A 19,751-nucleotide genomic window follows, 5' to 3' on the forward strand; every position below is an offset into this window, starting at 1 on the left:
GATTCTAACAGGCCTGGGCCCGCAAGGCTAAAGAGAAGGGCGGATCAATTCCAGGCTGTGACGCTGACCGGCCAGGTAATCATCGATACAGCGGATGATCAGCTCGCTGCGCCAGTCGTCGCGCACGGCCATCAGCTCGTCACGGCTCAACCAGCGGGCGCGCAGGATGCCTTCGTCCAGTTGATAGTCCGGGTGGTGTTTCAGTGCCTTGGCAATAAAGCAGACGCGTTGATAGGTAACCCCGTTGCTGGGTGCGGTGTACAGGTAGATGCCGACGATACCCGTGGCTTCCACGTCCCAGCCGGTTTCCTCGAGGGTCTCGCGCACGGCGGCCTCGGTCAGGGTTTCATGCGGGTCGAGATGGCCGGCGGGCTGGTTGAGCACGGCGCGGCCGCCCTTGAGCTCTTCGACCATCAGGAATTTGCCGTTGTCTTCGACGATGGTGGCGACGGTGATGTGGGGTTGCCAGGTCATGGGATGCCTCTCGATTCTGAATGCAGCGCAGTCTTGGAGCAGGATTACAGCAGTGTGGGAGGGGGCAATCCCCCTCCCACAAGGATGATGCATAAGCAATCTGCATGATGCGCCTGACATTTTATGATTTTACCGATTTCAGCGCCTGGCGCAGCTTATCTCTCCAGAACCCTCAGTTTGGAGAGTGTCATGAACCCGATTGCCGATAAAAGCTACGAAGTACGCCTTACATCGCCACTGCCCATTGCCTTCATCCTGCTGTGGAGTTCCGGCTACATCGGCGGTGCGTTCGGTGTGCGTTATGGCGAGCCCTTCACCATGACGTTCTATCGGTTTGCCCTGGCTGCCCTGGTGTTCCTGGGCGTTGCACTCGCCATCAAGGCGCAATGGCCGAAACGACTTGCACCCTACTTCCATGCTGCGACAGTGGGGCTGCTGTTGCAGGCCCTGCAGTTCGGCGGCCTTTACACCGGCATCAGCCACGGCGTTCCCGCAGGGCAGGCGGCATTGATCGTCGGGCTGATGCCGGTGTTCGTGGTGATCGGTGCCTATTTCTGCCTGGGTGAACAATTGAGTTGGCGCGACCTGCCGGGTTCGATCCTCGGCGTTGGCGGCGTGGCCATCGTCGTGGCCAGCAGCTTTTTTGGCTCCGAGGCGTCAGTGGGTGGTTACGGCGCGGTGGGCTTGGCGCTATTGGGTATCACGCTTGGCACGCTCTACCAGAAGCGCTTTCTTGGCGGGGTGAATCTATGGGTGGGGTGTTTCATTCAGATGGTCACCGCGTCGTTGGTCATGTTGCTGCTGGCCTACACCACCGAAACCATGCAGGTCACCGAGTGGGTTCCATTCGCAGCGTCGGTGGCCTGGATCACGCTGATGAACTCCGTGGGTGCGCTGTCGCTGCTGTATTTGATGATTCGACGCGGGGAGGCGAGTAAGGCGACGAACTTGTTTCATGTGATTCCGGCGGTCACGCAGATCATGGCGTCGTTGGTGTTGGGTGAGGTGCCGAGTGGGGTGGCGATTGTAGGGTTTGTTGTTTCAGGGGCAGGGGTTTATTGGATGAATCATGTGCGCGCCAAGTAGGTAGTCTTGACAGGTATAGCGGGCGCCTTGCACTAATGGCGGGGAATAATTACTCACTCCCATGGGTGTGGCATGAGAGTCAATCTTGATATTCAGTCGCTGCGCAGTTTCCTCAAGGTCGCAGAGCTGGGCAGTTTCACCCGGGCCGCGCAAGCGTTGAGCCTGACCCAGCCGGCAATCAGCCAGCAAATTCGACGACTTGAGGATTTGCTGGGTGTCGAGCTTTTTGCCCGCGACAATCGGCAGGTGTTGCTCACCCTCGAAGGAGAGCGCTTGACCGGCTATGCCCAGCAAATGGTCAGCGTCAACGACAAAGTGGGGAGCCTGTTTGATGCCAGTCGCACTCAAGAGTCCGTGACGCTGGGTATTCCCGAATATTTCAGCGAGGAAATCCTGCAGCGCATTATTCCTGCTCTGGCGCTTGAATTACCTTCAGTGCGAATTGTGGTCAAGGTCGCGCGTTCCCTGTTGCTCGCAGAGGCGTTCAGTGAGGGACGAATCGATATTGGCCTGATGATTGATGAGTTGCCAAAAGTCGCTGGCGTGCCTTTGCATGCACTTTCGTTGATGTGGCTGGGTGGCGAGTGTGCGGCAGCCCCCATGGAAGGGCAGGAAGTTTCGCTGGCGCTGTTCAAGGCGCCCTGCGTGTTCAGGAGCCTGGCGATTCGGCGTTTGGAGGAGAGTGGCATCAGGTGGCGCTGCGTGTATGAGTCTGAAGACTTGATGTCGCTGCGTTCAGCGGTCCAGGCGGGAGTCGGTGTGACGCTTTTACCCTGGTTTGCCCAGGTGCCGGGCTTGAAAAACGTCGAAGCGCTCGCGCATTTGCCTGCGCTGCCGGGGTTTGGGGTTGAACTCAAGCAGAGGCCGGGCTGGGAGCCTTGGTACAAACCGCAGTTCCTGGCGATTATCGAGGCCGCATGGCGCGAGGAATACGGTGTTGCATAAACCCTGAAAACACAAACCCCGGCACGTGGCCGGGGTTTGTGATGCGTCCCTACAACCTTACTTCAACTTGGCAATCGCCGCATTGAGGGTGTTGCTTGGGCGCATGGCCTTGCTGGTCAGCTCCGGGTTCGGCGCGTAGTAGCCGCCGATGTCCACTGGCTTGCCCTGTACGGCATTGAGCTCGGCAACGATGGTTGCTTCGTTCGCGGCCAGGGTCTTGGCCAGTTCGCCGAATTGGCCTTGCAGTGCCGTGTCTTCGGTCTGGGCGGCCAGGGCCTGGGCCCAGTACAGCGCCAGGTAGAAGTGGCTGCCGCGGTTGTCGATGTTGCCGACTTTGCGCGATGGCGACTTGTTGTTGTCGAGGAACTGGCCGGTGGCCTGGTCCAGGGTCTTGGACAGTACCAGGGCTTTCGGGTTGTTGTACGTCACACCCAAATGCTCGAGGGAAGCGGCCAGGGCCAGGAACTCGCCCAGGGAGTCCCAACGCAGGAAGTTTTCTTCCAGCAGTTGCTGTACGTGCTTCGGTGCCGAGCCGCCGGCGCCGGTTTCGAACAGGCCACCGCCATTCATCAGCGGTACGATGGACAGCATCTTGGCGCTGGTGCCCAGTTCCATGATCGGGAACAGGTCGGTCAGGTAGTCACGCAGCACGTTGCCGGTCACCGAGATGGTGTCCAGGCCCTTGCGGGTACGTTCCAGGGTGAACTTCATCGCGTCGACCGGTGACATGATGCGGATGTCCAGGCCTTCGGTGTTGTGGTCTTTCAGGTAGGTCTGGACTTTCTCGACCACGACGCCGTCGTGCGCGCGCTGGGGGTCCAGCCAGAAGATGGCCGGGGTGTTGCTGGCGCGGGCACGGTTGACGGCCAGCTTGACCCAATCCTGGATCGGCGCGTCTTGGGTCTGGCACATGCGGAAGATGTCGCCGGCTTCGACTTTCTGTTCCATCAGCAGGTTGCCCTTGCTGTCGGTCACGCGGACGACGCCGTCAGCCTTGACCTGGAAGGTCTTGTCGTGGGAGCCGTACTCTTCGGCTTTTTTCGCCATCAGGCCAACGTTCGGCACGCTGCCCATGGTGGTAGGGTCGAAGGCGCCGTTGGCCTTGCACTCTTCGATCACCGCCTGGTAGATGGTGGCGTAGCAGCGATCCGGGATCACGGCCTTGGTGTCGTGCAGCTGGCCGTCGGTGCCCCACATCTTGCCGGAGTCACGGATCATGGCCGGCATCGAGGCGTCGACGATGACGTCGCTCGGCACGTGCAGGTTGGTAATGCCTTTGTCGGAGTTGACCATCGCCAGGGAAGGACGAGCGGCGTAGACCGCCTGGATGTCAGCTTCGATCTGGGCTTGTTGCTCGGCCGGCAGGGCCTTGATGCGGGCGTACAGGTCGCCGATGCCGTTGTTCAGGTTGAAGCCGATCTGTGCCAGCACGTCTGCGTGCTTGGCCAGGGCGTCTTTATAGAACTCGGCAACGATCTGGCCGAACATGATCGGGTCGGAGACCTTCATCATGGTGGCTTTCAGGTGGACCGACAGCAGCACGCCTTGTTTCTTGGCATCTTCGATTTCAGCGGCGATGAAGCTGCGCAGGGCGTTCTTGCTCAGTACCGCGCTGTCGATGATTTCGCCGGCCTTGACGGTGGTCTTTTCTTTCAGGACGGTGGTGGTGCCGTCCTGGGCGACCAGCTCGATCTTGACCGCGTCAGCGGCTTCGATCTGTACGGATTTTTCGCTGCCGTAGAAGTCGCCGTTGCTCATGTGGGCAACGTGGGACTTGGAGTCCGCAGCCCAGGCGCCCATCTTGTGCGGGTGCTTGCGAGCGTAGTTCTTGACCGACAGCGGCGCGCGGCGGTCGGAGTTGCCTTCGCGCAGTACCGGGTTCACGGCGCTGCCCTTGACCTTGTCGTAACGTGCACGGGTTTCTTTTTCCGCGTCGGTGGTTACGGTTTCCGGGTAGTCCGGCAGGGCATAGCCCTGGGCCTGCAGTTCCTTGATCGCGGCTTGCAGTTGCGGGGTCGAGGCACTGATGTTAGGCAGCTTGATGATGTTGGCTTCAGGGGTAACGGCCAGGTCGCCCAGTTCGGCGAGGTGGTCCGGTACGGCCTTGGTGCCCAGTTGCTCGGGGAAGCTTGCGAGGATGCGCCCTGCGAGGGAGATGTCGCGGGTTTCCACGGCAATATCAGCGGAAGCGGTGAAGGCCTCTACGATAGGCAGCAGTGAATAGGTGGCGAGGGCTGGGGCTTCGTCGGTGAAGGTGTAGATGATCTTCGAGCGGGTGGGCATATTCGGATTAACTCTCTTCTTTGCTGAAAGCGTGCGCAGAAACTCGAGATGCGCCGGGTGGAGCGCGTTCGTTCAAAGTCATCCATGAGCGAAAGGTCGAGGTTTCTTCGCGGTGATGTTGGGTTGCATCAGTCGAGCGTCAAGCGGGTGGACTATTGTATTAGTCCTGCTTTGTAGCGGAGGGCCCTGTTCCAGAGCGGTCTGCCATCGTGACTCTTTGGTCAGCGGCGGCATTATACATAGGTCGCTATGCTTACGCCGAGCCTTCATACAAAAGGTGTGTCGTCCATTGGTCTAAAGGTCGCAGGTACCGGGTTACGCCTAAAGTCGCACGAAGTGCTCAAGATTGGCGCTTTTCCCTTTGCTTTCAGGCTTGTAGGCGACAATTTATGCTGTTTTCGATGCAAATGAGCATGGCGCGAGGTTTCAGTCGCCATTTATCTGGAGTAGGCTCGAACGCAGCCAGATGTTCAATCCATAGATGGAGTTCAGCATGGGATACAAGAAGATTCAGGTTCCGGCAGTCGGCGACAAAATCACCGTCAATGCAGACCATTCTCTCAATGTTCCTGACCAACCGATCATCCCGTATATCGAAGGTGACGGTATTGGCGTCGACATCAGCCCGGTGATGATCAAGGTGGTCGACGCAGCTGTTGAAAAGGCCTACGGCGGCAAGCGCAAGATCTCGTGGATGGAGGTGTACGCCGGCGAGAAAGCGACCCAAGTCTACGACCAGGACACCTGGCTGCCCCAGGAAACCCTGGATGCGGTCAAGGATTACGTGGTGTCCATCAAGGGCCCGCTGACCACTCCGGTAGGGGGTGGCATTCGTTCGCTGAACGTGGCCCTGCGTCAGCAACTCGACCTCTACGTCTGCCTGCGCCCGGTGCGCTGGTTCGAAGGTGTGCCCAGCCCGGTCAAGAAACCAGGCGACGTGGACATGACCATCTTCCGCGAAAACTCCGAAGACATTTACGCCGGGATCGAGTGGAAGGCCGGCTCGCCGGAAGCGACCAAGGTCATCAAGTTCCTCAAGGAGGAAATGGGCGTCACCAAGATTCGTTTCGACCAGGATTGCGGCATTGGGATCAAGCCGGTGTCGCTGGAAGGCACCAAGCGCCTGGCGCGCAAGGCCCTGCAGTATGTAGTGGATAACGACCGCGACTCGCTGACCATCGTGCACAAAGGCAACATCATGAAGTTCACCGAAGGCGCCTTTAAGGAGTGGGCCTACGAAGTGGCGGCTGAAGAGTTCGGTGCGACCCTGCTGGATGGCGGCCCGTGGATGCAGTTCAAGAACCCGAAGACCGGCAAGAATGTAGTGGTCAAGGATGCCATCGCCGATGCCATGCTCCAGCAGATCCTGCTGCGTCCGGCCGAGTATGACGTGATCGCGACCCTCAACCTGAACGGCGACTACCTGTCCGACGCCCTGGCGGCAGAGGTGGGCGGTATCGGGATTGCGCCGGGTGCCAACCTGTCCGACACCGTGGCCATGTTCGAGGCGACCCACGGTACTGCGCCCAAGTATGCGGGCAAGGACCAGGTCAACCCGGGCTCGTTGATCCTGTCGGCGGAAATGATGCTGCGTCATATGGGCTGGACCGAAGCGGCCGACCTGATCATCAAGGGCACCAATGGTGCTATTTCGGCCAAGACCGTGACCTATGACTTCGAGCGCCTGATGGATGGCGCGAAGCTGGTGTCGTCGTCGGGCTTTGGGGATGCGTTGATTTCGCATATGTAAAAGCCTGGTACAAAAAAACCGGCCAACCCAAGTCGATCGGGCGGCCGGTTTTTTATCGCATGTCACTCGCTTCGCGGGGTGTCAGGCCGTTTGTTTCTTTTCGTTATGAGCGGTTGATGGCGTGTTTTTTTCATGTGTTTCGGCTTTCACTGCACCGATATTCACGGCGTGCAGCCCTTTCGGTCCTTGAATGATTTCAAAGCTCACAGCTTGGCCCGCCTTCAGCGTTTTGTACCCATCCATGTTAATCGCTGAGTAGTGCGCAAAAAGGTCCTCGGTTTTACCGTCTTCATTAACAAAGCCATATCCCTTGGCATTGTTGAACCACTTGACCTTGCCACTGATCTTGACGCCAGACATACCCATATCCCTCTGCACCAGACTCCATCACTGGAGTATCATCCAGTTTATCCGTCCTAACCCGAATAAATAAGGTTGACTGCGCGGACCTTTTTTACCCACTGTGGGTTCTATTGGTTGTAACACCGATTTGCCGATAGTCAAGGCGACCGGGTGGTCAGGAGTTGAAATTCTGACAGGTCGCCCCCACCACTGTATTTGAACCACTGACGAACCTTTCTTTCCATGCATGCAATCAGCCAGATTCGACTAACATTCAATCAGGATCGACCGGATCACGAACACGATGACGACGGTTCTGCAGGCATTGCTGTTCAGGAGGCCAAGCCTGCTTTACAGGCGCCGCCGATGTACAAGGTGGTTTTGTTCAACGATGACTACACACCGATGGATTTCGTGGTCGAAGTGCTCGAGGTGTTTTTTAACCTGAACCGCGAGTTGGCGACCAAGGTAATGCTGGCCGTTCACACAGAAGGACGGGCAGTATGTGGAGTGTTTACCCGTGACATCGCCGAGACAAAGGCCATGCAGGTCAACCAGTACGCCAGGGAAAGCCAGCATCCGCTACTCTGTGAAATCGAGAAGGACGGTTAACGCCGACCACTTGGGTATGAGGTGAAGCTATGTTAAACCGCGAGCTCGAAGTCACCCTCAATCTTGCCTTCAAGGAGGCTCGTTCGAAGCGTCATGAATTCATGACCGTCGAACACCTGCTGCTGGCACTTTTGGATAACGAAGCTGCCGCCACGGTTCTGCGTGCGTGCGGCGCCAATCTCGACAAGCTCAAGCATGACCTGCAGGAGTTTATCGACTCCACCACGCCACTGATCCCCGTGCATGACGAGGACCGCGAGACCCAGCCAACCCTGGGCTTCCAGCGGGTATTGCAGCGTGCTGTTTTCCACGTACAGAGCTCCGGTAAGCGTGAAGTCACAGGCGCCAATGTGCTTGTGGCGATCTTCAGCGAACAGGAAAGCCAGGCAGTGTTCCTGCTCAAGCAGCAGAGCGTTGCCCGTATCGATGTCGTCAACTACATCGCCCACGGTATCTCCAAGGTGCCTGGGCACGGCGATCATTCCGAGGGTGAGCAGGATATGCAGGACGACGAGGGCGGTGAGTCTTCTTCTTCAAGCAACCCGCTGGATGCCTATGCCAGCAACCTCAACGAGCTGGCGCGCCAGGGGCGGATCGATCCGCTGGTGGGGCGTGAGCTTGAGGTTGAGCGCGTAGCGCAGATCCTGGCGCGCCGTCGCAAGAACAACCCGTTGCTGGTGGGTGAGGCGGGCGTGGGCAAGACCGCGATTGCCGAAGGCCTGGCCAAGCGCATCGTCGACAACCAGGTGCCGGACCTGCTGGCCAACAGTGTCGTCTACTCCCTTGACCTGGGCGCGTTGCTCGCCGGGACCAAGTACCGTGGCGATTTCGAGAAGCGCTTCAAGGCTCTGCTCGGCGAGCTGAAAAAACGCCCGCAGGCGATCCTGTTCATCGACGAGATCCACACCATCATTGGTGCGGGTGCGGCATCCGGTGGGGTGATGGATGCTTCCAACCTGCTCAAGCCGTTGTTGTCGTCGGGTGATATCCGCTGCATCGGTTCGACCACCTTTCAGGAATTCCGCGGCATCTTCGAGAAAGACCGTGCCCTGGCGCGTCGCTTCCAGAAAGTCGACGTGTCCGAGCCGTCGGTCGAAGACACCATCGGCATCCTGCGCGGGCTCAAGGGGCGGTTTGAAGCGCACCACGGCATCGAGTACACCGATGAGGCGTTGCGTGCGGCCGCTGAGCTGGCGTCGCGCTACATCAATGACCGGCATATGCCGGACAAGGCCATCGATGTGATCGACGAGGCCGGGGCCTACCAACGCCTGCAGCCGGTCGAGAAGCGTGTTAAGCGCATCGACGTGCCTCAGGTCGAGGACATTGTCGCGAAGATCGCGCGGATTCCACCAAAACACGTCAACAGTTCTGACAAGGAGCTGCTGCGTAACCTGGAGCGCGACCTCAAGCTCACCGTGTTCGGCCAGGACGCAGCGATCGACGCGCTGTCCACTGCGATCAAGCTGTCGCGTGCGGGCCTCAAGTCGCCGGACAAGCCTGTCGGTTCGTTCCTGTTCGCCGGTCCTACCGGTGTCGGCAAGACCGAGGCGGCGCGGCAATTGGCCAAGGCCATGGGGATCGAGCTGGTGCGCTTCGACATGTCCGAATACATGGAGCGTCACACCGTGTCGCGCCTGATCGGTGCGCCTCCGGGCTATGTCGGTTTCGACCAGGGCGGTCTGTTGACCGAAGCGATTACCAAGCAGCCCCATTGCGTACTGCTGCTCGATGAAATCGAGAAGGCTCACCCGGAAGTCTTCAACCTGCTGCTGCAGGTAATGGACCACGGGACCCTGACCGACAACAACGGGCGCAAGGCGGACTTCCGCAATGTCATCCTGATCATGACCACCAACGCCGGTGCCGAGACGGCCGCGCGGGCTTCGATCGGCTTTACCCACCAGGATCACTCGTCCGATGCGATGGAAGTGATCAAGAAGAGCTTCACGCCGGAGTTCCGCAATCGCCTGGACACCATTATCCAGTTTGGTCGCCTCAGCCATGAGGTCATCAAGAGTGTGGTGGACAAGTTCCTTACCGAGCTTCAGGCGCAGTTGGAAGACAAGCGCGTGCAACTGGATGTCACGGAAGCGGCGCGCAGCTGGATCGCCGAAGGTGGCTACGACGCGGCAATGGGCGCTCGCCCGATGGCGCGCCTGATCCAGGACAAGATCAAGCGGCCGCTGGCCGAAGAGATCCTGTTTGGCGAGCTTTCCGACCATGGTGGCGTGGTGCATATCGACCTGAAGGATGGCGAGCTGACCTTCGAGTTCGAAACCACGGCTGAAATGGCCTGATCGTTCTGTAACAACGCAAAAGGCGCCGAAAGGCGCCTTTTTGCTGTCTTGAAATGCAATTCTCAGAATGGGGCTTGCCCCCTCCCGCAGGATCCCTCGGTGTTTGAGAAATCCCATGCACACAAAAACGCCCGGCATAACCGGGCGTCTTGTATTGACTTGCTTAGCGAGCGCGGTAAGTGATACGCCCTTTGCTCAAGTCATAGGGCGTCAGCTCGACGCGCACTTTGTCACCGGTAAGAATACGAATGTAGTTCTTGCGCATCTTGCCGGAGATATGCGCGGTTACGACGTGCCCATTTTCCAACTCCACACGAAACATGGTGTTGGGCAGGGTGTCGACGACAGTGCCTTCCATTTCGAAGCTGTCTTCTTTCGACATGCAGTAAAGCCCTCGGTATCCAGTGAATGGCCCGGTGCAACTGCGCCAGGCAAAAGCGGCGTGCATTGTGCCCGAAAAAGGGTGTTTAAGCCAAGGGGTTCTAGTTAAGCGTGACCCATCTTTGATTAATCAGCAGTTCTATGGGGCGATATTGGGTCTTGTAATTCATCTTTTTGCAGTTCTTGATCCAGTATCCGAGGTACACCGCCTCGAGTTCCAGGCGCAGTGCTTCACCGATTTGCCAGAGAATCGCGAAACGCCCGAGGCTGCGTCGCTCTTCGGCCGGCTCGTAGAAGGTGTAGACCGCTGACAGGCCGTTAGGCAGCAAATCGGTCACGGCGACGGCCACCAGGCGGCCGTCCGCGCGAAATTCGTAAAAGCGCGAGAACGGCAGGTCGCGCACCAGGAAGGTGGAAAACTGGTCTCGGCTCGGTGGGAACATATCGCCGTCGGCGTGGCGCTGCTCGATATAGCGCTGGTACAGGTCGAAATACTCTTCGGTGAATCGCGGCTTGGCAGCTGCCACCGTCAGGTCGGCATTGCGCTTGAGGATGCGCTTCTGATTGCGGTCCGGCAGAAACTGCGCCACGGGGATGCGTGCCGGCACGCAGGCATTGCAGTTCTGGCAGTGGGGCCGGTACAGATGATCGCCGCTGCGTCGAAAACCCATTTCCGAGAGATCGGCATACACGTGCACATCCATTGGCTGGCTGGGGTCGAGGAACAGCGTGGTGGCCTGCTCGTCGGGCAGATAGCTGCAAGAGTGGGGTTGAGTGGCATAAAACTTCAAACGCGCCAACTCGGTCATGATCAACCCTCGGATAAGCTTTGAAATAAGTGTAAGCCAGGTGTGCGGATGTCGCCTAAGAAACCCATGGCCCTGCGTTGGGTTGGTCCAGATGGTTGCGCAGGAAACCTGCAAAGTCGCTGCGGGATATGGCGCGGGCACCCAGGCTGTGCAGGTGGTCGTTGGGCATCTGGCAGTCGATCAGTACAAAGCCCCAGGCCTGCAATTGCCGGGTCAATGTGGCAAAGCCGAATTTCGAGGCGTTGTCGGCACGGCTGAACATCGACTCGCCGAAGAACAGCTGGCCCATCGCCAGGCCATACAGGCCGCCTACCAGCTCGCCGTTGTCCCATACCTCCACCGAATGGGCGTAACCGCGCTGGTGCAGCGTCAGGTAGGCGCTCTGTATGCCTTCGGTGATCCAGGTGCCATCGGCATACGCACGCGGCGCGGCGCACGCCTGGATGACGGCGGCAAAGTCCTGGTCGAAGGTCACGGTATAGCGCTGCTGGCGCAATAGTTTGCCCAGGCTGCGGGAGACGTGCAGCTCGTCGGGGAATATCACGGTGCGCGGGTCCGGCGACCACCAGAGGATCGGCTGGCCCTCCGAGAACCAGGGAAAGCAACCGTGGCGGTAGGCTTGCACCAGTCGTTCGGCCGACAGGTCGCCGCCGGCGGCGAGCAGGCCATTGGGTTCGCGCATGGCCTTGGCCAGCGGGGGGAATGTCAGTGAGTCGCGTTGTAACCAGGTCAGCATGGCATCCAGGCTTGCGGAAGGGGAGGGGAGTGGCAGGCGGATCGCGTGCCCCAAGGGGTGTGATTATTGTCGACGCAGCGCTGTGGGGCCAGCCCGAATCGGCTGTTGGCGTGCATAAGCGTGAGCGGGTGTTTCTGCAACTCTCTGCGTGAGGCGTGGTCGTAATCGGGTCTGGCCCATGCAGGCCATTTGCCAAGCTTGCCTGGATTGGTAAAAACAGCTCATAAGCCTTTGTCAGCAAAGACAATGCATGCTCAAATTGAACATGTTGTGACACACAATTGGCTATGCTGCCTGAAGAAAGCCAAGTGGCGTGGCAACCGCAACACAAACCCGTACAATGCGGCCATTGTGGCGTTATCGCCATTTCATCCAGCAATCGCCCAGTGTTAAAAGTAGATTCCACGACGTTCGTTCATTTTTCAACTGCTCGGATTGGGCAGTATTTGCACTTATTCAACAGATGGACGCGCTAACAGGCGCAGGAAAAGACCCGTTTTGAAGAAATCCGCCGCAACACCTAAAGCAGCCGTCGTGCCGGCCTGGCGCCAGCACCTGCACTATCGACTCAAGGAAGGCGCGCTGATCGCTATCGGCGCGCTGTGCCTGTTCTTGATGATGGCCTTGCTCACCTATGGCAAGGACGATCCGGGCTGGAGCCACAACAGCAAGATCGAAGACGTGCAGAACTTCGGTGGGCCTGCCGGTTCCTACAGCGCCGATATCCTGTTCATGGTGCTGGGTTACTTCGCCTATATCTTCCCGTTGTTGCTGGCGATCAAGACCTGGCAGATCTTCCGCCAGCGTCATGAGCCGTGGCAGTGGAGCGGCTGGCTGTTTTCGTGGCGCCTGATCGGCCTGGTATTCCTGGTGCTGTCCGGTGCCGCGCTGGCGCATATTCATTTTCACGCACCCACCGGCCTGCCGGCGGGTGCGGGTGGGGCGCTGGGTGAGAGCCTCGGCGACCTGGCGCGCAAGACCCTGAATATCCAGGGCAGCACCCTGATGTTTATCGCGCTGTTCCTGTTTGGCCTCACCGTGTTCACCGACCTGTCGTGGTTCAAGGTGATGGACGTGACGGGCAAGATCACCCTCGACCTGCTGGAGCTGTTCCAGGGCGCTGCCAACCGCTGGTGGGCCGCCCGGGTCGAGCGCAAGCGCATGGTGGCCCAGTTGCGCGAGGTGGATACCCGCGTCAACGAAGTGGTGGCCCCAAGCACACCGGACCGCCGTGAGCAGGCCAAGGTCAAGGAACGCCTGATCGAACGCGAGCAGGCCCTGAGCAAGCACATGTCGGACCGCGAGAAGCAGGTACCGCCGGTGATCGCCCCGGCGCCGCCCAAGCCGGCCGAGCCCAGCCACCGCGTGCAGAAAGAGAAACAGGCGCCGTTGTTTGTCGACAGCGCCGTGGAAGGCACCTTGCCGCCGATCTCGATCCTCGACCCGGCCGAAAAGAAACAACTCAACTATTCTCCTGAGTCCCTGGCGGCCGTCGGCCATCTGCTGGAAATCAAACTCAAGGAATTCGGCGTCGAGGTGTCGGTGGACTCGATCCATCCCGGCCCGGTGATTACCCGTTACGAAATCCAGCCGGCTGCCGGCGTCAAGGTCAGCCGCATTTCCAACCTGGCCAAGGACCTGGCGCGCTCCCTGGCCGTGACCAGCGTGCGCGTGGTGGAAGTGATCCCGGGCAAGACCACCGTGGGTATCGAGATTCCCAACGAGGACCGCCAGATCGTGCGTTTCTCCGAAGTGCTGTCGACGCCCGAATACGACAACTTCAAATCGCCGGTCACCCTGGCCCTGGGCCACGACATCGGCGGCAAGCCGGTGATCACCGATCTCGCCAAAATGCCTCACCTGCTGGTGGCCGGTACCACCGGTTCGGGTAAGTCAGTGGGCGTGAACGCGATGATTCTGTCGATCCTGTTCAAATCCGGCCCGGAAGACGCCAAGCTGATCATGATCGACCCGAAGATGCTCGAGCTGTCGATCTACGAAGGCATTCCGCACCTGCTCTGCCCGGTGGTTACTGACATGAAGGACGCCGCCAACGCCCTGCGCTGGAGCGTGGCCGAGATGGAGCGCCGCTACAAACTGATGGCGAAGATGGGCGTACGTAACCTGTCGGGCTTCAACGCCAAGGTCAAGGAGGCCCAGGACGCCGGCACGCCGCTGACCGACCCGCTGTACAAGCGCGAAAGTATCCACGACGAGGCTCCGCTGCTGGGCAAGCTGCCGACCATCGTGGTGGTGGTCGACGAGTTCGCCGACATGATGATGATCGTCGGCAAGAAGGTCGAAGAACTGATCGCCCGTATCGCCCAGAAGGCGCGGGCGGCGGGTATTCACTTGATCCTTGCCACCCAGCGTCCGTCGGTGGACGTGATCACCGGCCTGATCAAGGCCAACATCCCGACCCGCATGGCGTTCCAGGTGTCGAGCAAGATCGACTCACGGACCATCATCGACCAGGGCGGTGCCGAGCAACTGCTGGGCCACGGCGACATGCTCTATATGCCGCCCGGCACCAGCCTGCCGATCCGGGTCCACGGCGCCTTCGTCTCCGACGATGAAGTGCACCGCGTGGTGGAAGCCTGGAAGCTGCGTGGCGCACCCGAATACAACGACGACATCCTTGCCGGTGTCGAAGAGGCCGGCAGCGGCTTCGACGGCGGCAGCAGCGGTGGCGACGACGATGCCGAAACCGACGCGCTGTATGACGAAGCCGTGGCCTTCGTGCTGGAAAGCCGCCGCGCCTCGATTTCTGCGGTGCAGCGCAAGCTGAAGATCGGCTATAACCGCGCTGCGCGCATGATCGAAGCCATGGAAAACGCTGGCGTCGTCACTGCCATGAACACCAACGGCTCGCGCGAAGTCATCGCCCCCGGGCAGATGCGCGACTGATTCCGTGCCGCGTGGCAGCACGCGGCGCGCCCTTACGACTCAATGAGGACTCCCATGCGTCTTATCCGCATGCTGTTGTTGCCGGTACTGGCCCTGACCGCTGTTTCGGCCCACGCTGACCCGGCCTCCGTCGCCAGCCTGAAAAACCTGTTGGACAAATCCCAGACCCTGACTGCGCGCTTCTCCCAGCTCACCCTGGATGCCGGTGGCACCCAGTTGCAGGAAACCGCCGGCGAGATGGCCGTGCAGCGCCCAGGGCTGTTCTACTGGCACACCGAAGGCAAGGCCGAGCAGACCATTGTCTCGGACGGCCAGAAAGTCACCCTGTGGGACCCGGACCTGGAGCAGGCCACCATCAAGAAGCTCGACCCGCGCCTGAACCAGACGCCGGCGCTGCTGCTCTCGGGCGACGTGTCGAAAATCAACGACAGCTTCGACATCACCTCCAAGCAGACCAGCAACGTGATCGAGTTCACCCTCAAGCCGAAATCCAAGGACACGCTGTTTGACACGCTGTCCCTGTCGTTCGGCAACGGCGTTATCAACAACATGCGCCTGGTCGACAGCGTCGGCCAGCGCACCGATATCCTGTTCTCCGGGGTCAAGGCCAACCAGCCGGTACCGGCGTCCAAGTTCAAGTTCGACATCCCCAAGGGTGCCGACGTGATCCAGGAATAAACTGCCCAGAGGTTTCAAACGCTGCCCATGGATCTGTTTCGAAGTGACCCGATTGCCCAGCCTTTGGCCGCGCGCCTGCGCTCGACCAACCTGGATGAGTACGTTGGTCAGGAACACCTGCTCGCTCGCGGCAAGCCGTTGCGCGAAGCCCTGGAGCAGGGTGCGCTGCACTCGATGATTTTCTGGGGGCCGCCGGGCGTGGGTAAGACCACCCTGGCGCGGCTGCTGGCAAAAGTCTCGGATGCACACTTCGAAACGGTCTCGGCCGTGCTGGCCGGGGTCAAGGAGATCCGCCAGGCCGTCGAGGTGGCCAAGCAGCAGGCCGGGCAGTACGGCAAGCGCACCATCCTGTTTGTCGACGAAGTGCATCGCTTCAACAAGTCTCAGCAGGATGCGTTTTTGCCCTACGTCGAGGATGGCACGCTGATTTTTATCGGTGCCACCACCGAAAACCCTTCGTTTGAATTGAACAATGCGTTGCTCTCGCGGGCGCGGGTCTATGTGCTCAAGAGCCTCGACGAAGCCGCGATGCAGAAGCTGTTGCACCGTGCCTTGAGCGAAGACAAGGGCCTGGGCAAGCGTCAGCTGAGCCTCAGCGACGAAGGCTTCAAGATCCTGCTCAGCGCTGCCGACGGCGACGGTCGCCGCTTTCTCAACCTGCTGGAGAACGCCTCCGACCTCGCCGAAGACGGCAGCGAGATTGGCGTCGACCTGTTGCAAAGCCTGCTCGGCGATACGCGTCGACGTTTCGACAAGGGCGGCGAAGCTTTCTACGACCAGATTTCGGCGCTGCACAAATCCGTGCGCGGCTCCAACCCGGACGGCGCGCTGTATTGGTTTGCGCGCATGATCGACGGCGGCTGCGACCCACTGTACCTGGCGCGCCGCGTGGTGCGCATGGCCAGTGAAGACATCGGCAACGCCGACCCGCGTGCCTTGAGCCTATGCCTGGCGGCCTGGGAAGTGCAGGAGCGCCTCGGCAGCCCGGAAGGCGAGCTGGCGGTGGCCCAGGCCATCACGTACCTGGCCTGCGCACCGAAAAGCAACGCGGTGTACATGGGCTTCAAGTCCGCCCTGCGTGCGGCCGCCGAACACGGCTCCCTCGAAGTGCCGCTGCACCTGCGCAATGCGCCGACCAAGTTGATGAAACAACTGGGCTACGGTGATGAATACCGCTATGCCCATGATGAGCCGGACGCCTATGCCGCCGGCGAAGACTATTTCCCCGATGAGCTTGAGCCGCAGCCGTTCTACCAGCCGGTGCCCCGCGGCCTGGAGCTGAAGATCGGTGAAAAGCTCAATCACCTCGCCCAACTCGACCGCCTCAGCCCCAAACAGCGGAGAAAGTAGTGTTCAAGACGATTCTTGCCGTGTCCGCAGCCGGCATCGCTGGTACATTATTGCGTTTCGCCACCGGTACTTGGGTGAGCGCCAATTGGCCGAAGCATTTTTATGCGGCGACCCTGGCGGTCAACCTGGTGGGTTGCCTGATCATCGGGTTGTTGTACGGCTGGTTCCTGTTGCGCCCGGAAGTACCGATTGAAATTCGCGCCGGCTTGATTGTCGGCTTTGTAGGCGGTCTGACGACCTTTTCATCCTTTTCACTGGATACGCTGCGCCTGCTGGAAAGCGGGCAGGCCCTGGTCGCCTTCGGGTACCTGGGCATCAGCGTGTTCGGCGGGCTGCTCGCCACCTGGGCCGGCCTGTCCTTGACCAAACTTTGATAAACGAGAGACCGACATGCTCGATTCCAAACTGTTACGTAGCAACCTTCAGGACGTAGCGGACCGCCTGGCATCCCGTGGCTTTGCCTTGGATGTTGCGCGCATCGAAGCGCTGGAAGAACAGCGCAAGACCGTCCAGACCCGCACCGAAGCACTGCAGGCTGAGCGGAATGCGCGTTCCAAATCCATCGGTCAGGCCAAGCAACGTGGCGAAGACATCGCGCCGTTGATGGCGGACGTCGAGCGCATGGGCACCGAGCTGTCCGACGGCAAGGTCGAGCTGGAAGGCATTCAGTCCGAGCTGGATTCGATCCTGCTGGGCATCCCCAATCTGCCGCACGAGTCCGTGCCGATTGGCGACGACGAAGACGGCAACGTCGAAGTGCGCCGCTGGGGCACGCCAACGGCCTTTGATTTCGAGATCAAGGACCACGTCGCCCTGGGCGAATTGACCGGTGGCCTGGATTTCGAAACCGCCGCCAAAATGTCCGGTGCGCGCTTTGCCTTGCTGCGCGGCCCGATCGCACGCATGCACCGTGCCCTGGCGCAGTTCATGATCAACCTGCACACCGGCGAGCACGGTTACGAAGAGGCTTACACTCCGTACCTGGTGCAGGCGCCGGCGCTGATGGGCACCAGCCAGCTGCCGAAGTTCGAGGAAGACCTGTTCAAGATCAGCCGCGATGGCGAAGCCGATCTGTACCTGATCCCGACCGCCGAAGTGTCGCTGACCAATATCGTTGCCGGCGAGATCCTCGATGCCAAGCAACTGCCGCTCAAGTTCGTCGCCCACAGCCCGTGCTTCCGCAGTGAAGCCGGTGCGTCGGGGCGTGACACCCGCGGCATGATCCGCCAGCACCAGTTCGACAAGGTCGAGATGGTGCAAGTGGTCGAGCCGTCGACCTCCATGGACGCCCTGGAAGGCCTGACCGCCAACGCCGAACGTGTCCTGCAGCTGCTGGAGCTGCCGTACCGCGTCCTGGCGCTGTGCACCGGCGACATGGGCTTCAGCGCCGTGAAGACCTACGACCTCGAGGTGTGGGTACCCAGCCAGGACAAATACCGCGAGATCTCGTCGTGCTCCAACTGCGGTGATTTCCAGGCCCGGCGCATGCAGGCGCGTTTCCGTAACCCGGAAACCGGCAAGCCGGAGCTGGTGCACACCCTCAACGGTTCGGGCCTGGCTGTAGGTCGCACCCTGGTGGCGGTGCTGGAAAACTACCAGCAGGCTGACGGTTCGATCCGCGTACCTGAAGTGCTCAAGCCTTACATGGCGGGCGTCGAGGTCATCCGCTAAATGGAATTCCTGCCGCTGTTTCATAACCTGCGCGGCAGTCGTGTGCTGGTCGTCGGTGGGGGGGAGATTGCCTTGCGCAAATCCCGCCTGCTGGCTGACGCCGGCGCCGTGCTGCGGGTGGTTGCTCCCCAGATCGAAGACCAGTTGCGCGAGTTGGTGCAGGGCAGTGGCGGGGAAATGATTCTGCGCGGTTATCAGGAGGCCGACCTGGAAGGCTGCACCCTGATCATCGCGGCGACCGACGACGAGCCACTGAACGCGCAAGTGTCCAGTGACGCCAAGCGTCGTTGCGTACCGGTCAATGTGGTGGACGCGCCGGCCTTGTGCAGCGTGATCTTCCCGGCGATTGTCGACCGTTCGCCCTTGGTGATCGCGGTGTCCAGCGGCGGGGATGCGCCGGTGCTGGCGCGCTTGATCCGGGCCAAGCTGGAAACCTGGATTCCGTCCACCTACGGCCAGTTGGCCGGGCTGGCGGCGCGCTTTCGTGCCCAGGTCAAAGGCTTGTACCCGGATGTGCAGCAGCGTCGGGCGTTCTGGGAAGAAGTGTTCCAAGGGCCGATTGCCGACCGTCAGTTGGCCGGGCAGGGCGATGAGGCTGAGCGTCTGTTGATCGAAAAGGTCAACGGCGCACCGCCTTATGCGCCGGGCGAGGTGTACCTGGTCGGTGCCGGCCCGGGCGACCCGGACCTGCTGACCTTCCGTGCCCTGCGCCTGATGCAGCAAGCCGACGTGGTGCTGTACGACCGTTTGGTGGCGCCGGCGATTCTGGAGCTGTGCCGTCGTGATGCCGAGCGCATCTACGTCGGCAAGCGCCGCGCCGACCACGCCGTGCCGCAAGACCAGATCAACCAGCAACTGGTGGACTTGGCCAAGCAAGGCAAGCGCGTGCTGCGCCTCAAGGGGGGCGATCCGTTCATCTTTGGTCGTGGCGGTGAAGAAATCGAGGAACTGGCGGCCCATGGCATCCCGTTCCAGGTGGTGCCGGGGATCACCGCAGCCAGTGGTTGCGCGGCGTACGCCGGGATTCCGCTGACCCATCGCGACTACGCACAGTCGGTACGCTTTATCACCGGGCACTTGAAGAATGGGACGTCGGACCTGCCCTGGAGTGACCTGGTAGGGCCGTCGCAGACCCTGGTGTTCTACATGGGCTTGATTGGCTTGCCGATCATCTGTGAGCAACTGATCAAGCATGGGCGTGCCGCGGATACCCCGGCGGCGTTGATCCAGCAGGGCACCACGTCCAACCAGCGCGTGTTTACCGGCACCCTGGCAGACTTGCCGCGCATGGTGGCGGAGCATGAAGTGCATGCGCCGACGCTGGTGATCGTCGGTGAGGTGGTGGTGCTGCGCGAGAAGCTGAAGTGGTTTGAAGGCGCCCAGTCTCAGGTTTGACAACACTCTTGCGACAAGCCCGCTCACCAAGA

General features: G+C 60.3%; 17 protein-coding genes. 11 read left to right on the plus strand and 6 right to left on the minus strand.

The window, feature by feature from the left end; genetic code table 11:
• Positions 1-27 precede the first annotated feature (27 nt).
• On the minus strand, positions 28-474 hold the full coding sequence (locus B9N88_RS23200) for an NUDIX hydrolase (RefSeq protein ID WP_027606333.1): 447 nt from the start codon (positions 472-474) through the stop codon (positions 28-30).
• 189 nt (positions 475-663) lie between these two features.
• Between B9N88_RS23200 and B9N88_RS23205 the strand changes: the two genes are divergently transcribed.
• Entirely contained in the window at positions 664-1,560 is an 897-nt protein-coding gene (locus B9N88_RS23205) for a DMT family transporter (protein ID WP_051429364.1), read from the plus strand.
• Between the two features lie 72 nt (positions 1,561-1,632).
• A complete protein-coding gene (locus B9N88_RS23210) occupies positions 1,633-2,505 on the plus strand; it encodes a LysR family transcriptional regulator (protein ID WP_027606335.1) in 873 nt (290 codons plus the stop codon).
• Between the two features lie 57 nt (positions 2,506-2,562).
• Here B9N88_RS23210 and B9N88_RS23215 read toward each other — a convergent pair whose 3' ends face one another.
• Positions 2,563-4,788 (minus strand): NADP-dependent isocitrate dehydrogenase, encoded by a 2,226-nt coding sequence (locus B9N88_RS23215; protein WP_027606336.1) that lies wholly within the window; start codon positions 4,786-4,788, stop codon positions 2,563-2,565.
• Positions 4,789-5,281: 493 nt separating this feature from the next.
• On the opposite strand from B9N88_RS23215, the gene icd reads away from it, so the two are divergent.
• Positions 5,282-6,538 (plus strand): NADP-dependent isocitrate dehydrogenase, encoded by a 1,257-nt coding sequence (gene icd / locus B9N88_RS23220; protein ID WP_027606337.1) that lies wholly within the window; start codon positions 5,282-5,284, stop codon positions 6,536-6,538.
• Positions 6,539-6,619: 81 nt separating this feature from the next.
• Here the strand turns inward: icd and cspD are convergent, their stop codons facing one another.
• The gene (gene cspD / locus B9N88_RS23225) at positions 6,620-6,898 is read right to left on the minus strand and encodes a cold shock domain-containing protein CspD (protein ID WP_043293603.1); all 279 of its coding nucleotides are present in this window, start codon (positions 6,896-6,898) and stop codon (positions 6,620-6,622) included.
• A 225-nt stretch (positions 6,899-7,123) separates the two neighbouring features.
• Here cspD and clpS point away from each other — a divergent pair, with 225 nt between their 5' ends.
• Both clpS and clpA read left to right on the plus strand, forming a co-directional pair.
• Positions 7,124-7,492, plus strand: a complete 369-nt coding sequence (clpS, locus tag B9N88_RS23230; protein WP_010567912.1) for an ATP-dependent Clp protease adapter ClpS — start codon at positions 7,124-7,126, stop codon at positions 7,490-7,492.
• 29 nt (positions 7,493-7,521) lie between these two features.
• On the plus strand, positions 7,522-9,792 hold the full coding sequence (clpA, locus tag B9N88_RS23235) for an ATP-dependent Clp protease ATP-binding subunit ClpA (RefSeq protein ID WP_027606339.1): 2,271 nt from the start codon (positions 7,522-7,524) through the stop codon (positions 9,790-9,792).
• A gap of 163 nt (positions 9,793-9,955) precedes the next feature.
• Here the strand turns inward: clpA and infA are convergent, their stop codons facing one another.
• The 3 genes from infA to aat form a co-directional block, all read right to left on the minus strand.
• Entirely contained in the window at positions 9,956-10,174 is a 219-nt protein-coding gene (gene infA, locus B9N88_RS23240; RefSeq protein WP_002553999.1) for a translation initiation factor IF-1, read from the minus strand.
• A 100-nt stretch (positions 10,175-10,274) separates the two neighbouring features.
• Positions 10,275-10,982 carry an arginyltransferase gene (locus B9N88_RS23245; protein WP_027606340.1) on the minus strand — a complete coding sequence of 236 codons (708 nt, stop codon included), beginning with the start codon at positions 10,980-10,982 and terminating at the stop codon, positions 10,275-10,277.
• Between the two features lie 55 nt (positions 10,983-11,037).
• Positions 11,038-11,718, minus strand: a complete 681-nt coding sequence (gene aat, locus B9N88_RS23250) for a leucyl/phenylalanyl-tRNA--protein transferase (RefSeq protein ID WP_027606341.1) — start codon at positions 11,716-11,718, stop codon at positions 11,038-11,040.
• Between the two features lie 498 nt (positions 11,719-12,216).
• On the opposite strand from aat, the gene B9N88_RS23255 reads away from it, so the two are divergent.
• Genes B9N88_RS23255 through cysG form a run of 6 tightly spaced genes read left to right on the plus strand, consistent with a single transcriptional unit; the run spans position 12,217 to position 19,719 of the window.
• On the plus strand, positions 12,217-14,625 hold the full coding sequence (locus B9N88_RS23255) for a DNA translocase FtsK (protein WP_027606342.1): 2,409 nt from the start codon (positions 12,217-12,219) through the stop codon (positions 14,623-14,625).
• A 54-nt stretch (positions 14,626-14,679) separates the two neighbouring features.
• Entirely contained in the window at positions 14,680-15,303 is a 624-nt protein-coding gene (gene lolA, locus B9N88_RS23260; RefSeq protein ID WP_027606343.1) for an outer membrane lipoprotein periplasmic chaperone LolA, read from the plus strand.
• Positions 15,304-15,330: 27 nt separating this feature from the next.
• Positions 15,331-16,653, plus strand: a complete 1,323-nt coding sequence (locus B9N88_RS23265; RefSeq protein ID WP_027606344.1) for a replication-associated recombination protein A — start codon at positions 15,331-15,333, stop codon at positions 16,651-16,653.
• The gene (crcB, locus tag B9N88_RS23270; protein WP_027606345.1) at positions 16,653-17,027 is read left to right on the plus strand and encodes a fluoride efflux transporter CrcB; all 375 of its coding nucleotides are present in this window, start codon (positions 16,653-16,655) and stop codon (positions 17,025-17,027) included. The genes B9N88_RS23265 and crcB overlap by 1 nt, the downstream gene beginning before the upstream one ends.
• A 16-nt stretch (positions 17,028-17,043) precedes the next feature.
• Complete coding sequence (gene serS, locus B9N88_RS23275) at positions 17,044-18,324, plus strand: serine--tRNA ligase (protein ID WP_027606346.1); 1,281 nt, start codon at positions 17,044-17,046, stop codon at positions 18,322-18,324.
• Positions 18,325-19,719 (plus strand): siroheme synthase CysG, encoded by a 1,395-nt coding sequence (cysG, locus tag B9N88_RS23280; protein ID WP_027606347.1) that lies wholly within the window; start codon positions 18,325-18,327, stop codon positions 19,717-19,719.
• The last annotated feature ends 32 nt before the right edge of the window (positions 19,720-19,751 follow it).

The organism is Pseudomonas sp. LAMO17WK12:I1 (genome assembly GCF_900177315.1).
GTDB lineage: Bacteria > Pseudomonadota > Gammaproteobacteria > Pseudomonadales > Pseudomonadaceae > Aquipseudomonas > Aquipseudomonas marginalis.

Excerpts from the sequence above, each read along its gene's own strand:
- B9N88_RS23245 (WP_027606340.1), bottom strand. The coding sequence starts at position 10,982 with ATGACCGAGTTGGCGCGTTTGAAGTTTTATGCCACTCAACCCCACTCT.
- infA (WP_002553999.1), bottom strand. The coding sequence starts at position 10,174 with ATGTCGAAAGAAGACAGCTTCGAAATGGAAGGCACTGTCGTCGACACC.
- B9N88_RS23215 (WP_027606336.1), bottom strand. The coding sequence starts at position 4,788 with ATGCCCACCCGCTCGAAGATCATCTACACCTTCACCGACGAAGCCCCA.
- B9N88_RS23205 (WP_051429364.1), top strand. The coding sequence starts at position 664 with ATGAACCCGATTGCCGATAAAAGCTACGAAGTACGCCTTACATCGCCA.
- B9N88_RS23265 (WP_027606344.1), top strand. The coding sequence starts at position 15,331 with ATGGATCTGTTTCGAAGTGACCCGATTGCCCAGCCTTTGGCCGCGCGC.
- B9N88_RS23200 (WP_027606333.1), bottom strand. The coding sequence starts at position 474 with ATGACCTGGCAACCCCACATCACCGTCGCCACCATCGTCGAAGACAAC.
- serS (WP_027606346.1), top strand. The coding sequence starts at position 17,044 with ATGCTCGATTCCAAACTGTTACGTAGCAACCTTCAGGACGTAGCGGAC.
- lolA (WP_027606343.1), top strand. The coding sequence starts at position 14,680 with ATGCGTCTTATCCGCATGCTGTTGTTGCCGGTACTGGCCCTGACCGCT.
- cysG (WP_027606347.1), top strand. The coding sequence starts at position 18,325 with ATGGAATTCCTGCCGCTGTTTCATAACCTGCGCGGCAGTCGTGTGCTG.
- B9N88_RS23210 (WP_027606335.1), top strand. The coding sequence starts at position 1,633 with ATGAGAGTCAATCTTGATATTCAGTCGCTGCGCAGTTTCCTCAAGGTC.
- cspD (WP_043293603.1), bottom strand. The coding sequence starts at position 6,898 with ATGTCTGGCGTCAAGATCAGTGGCAAGGTCAAGTGGTTCAACAATGCC.
- aat (WP_027606341.1), bottom strand. The coding sequence starts at position 11,718 with ATGCTGACCTGGTTACAACGCGACTCACTGACATTCCCCCCGCTGGCC.
- clpA (WP_027606339.1), top strand. The coding sequence starts at position 7,522 with ATGTTAAACCGCGAGCTCGAAGTCACCCTCAATCTTGCCTTCAAGGAG.
- icd (WP_027606337.1), top strand. The coding sequence starts at position 5,282 with ATGGGATACAAGAAGATTCAGGTTCCGGCAGTCGGCGACAAAATCACC.
- clpS (WP_010567912.1), top strand. The coding sequence starts at position 7,124 with ATGCATGCAATCAGCCAGATTCGACTAACATTCAATCAGGATCGACCG.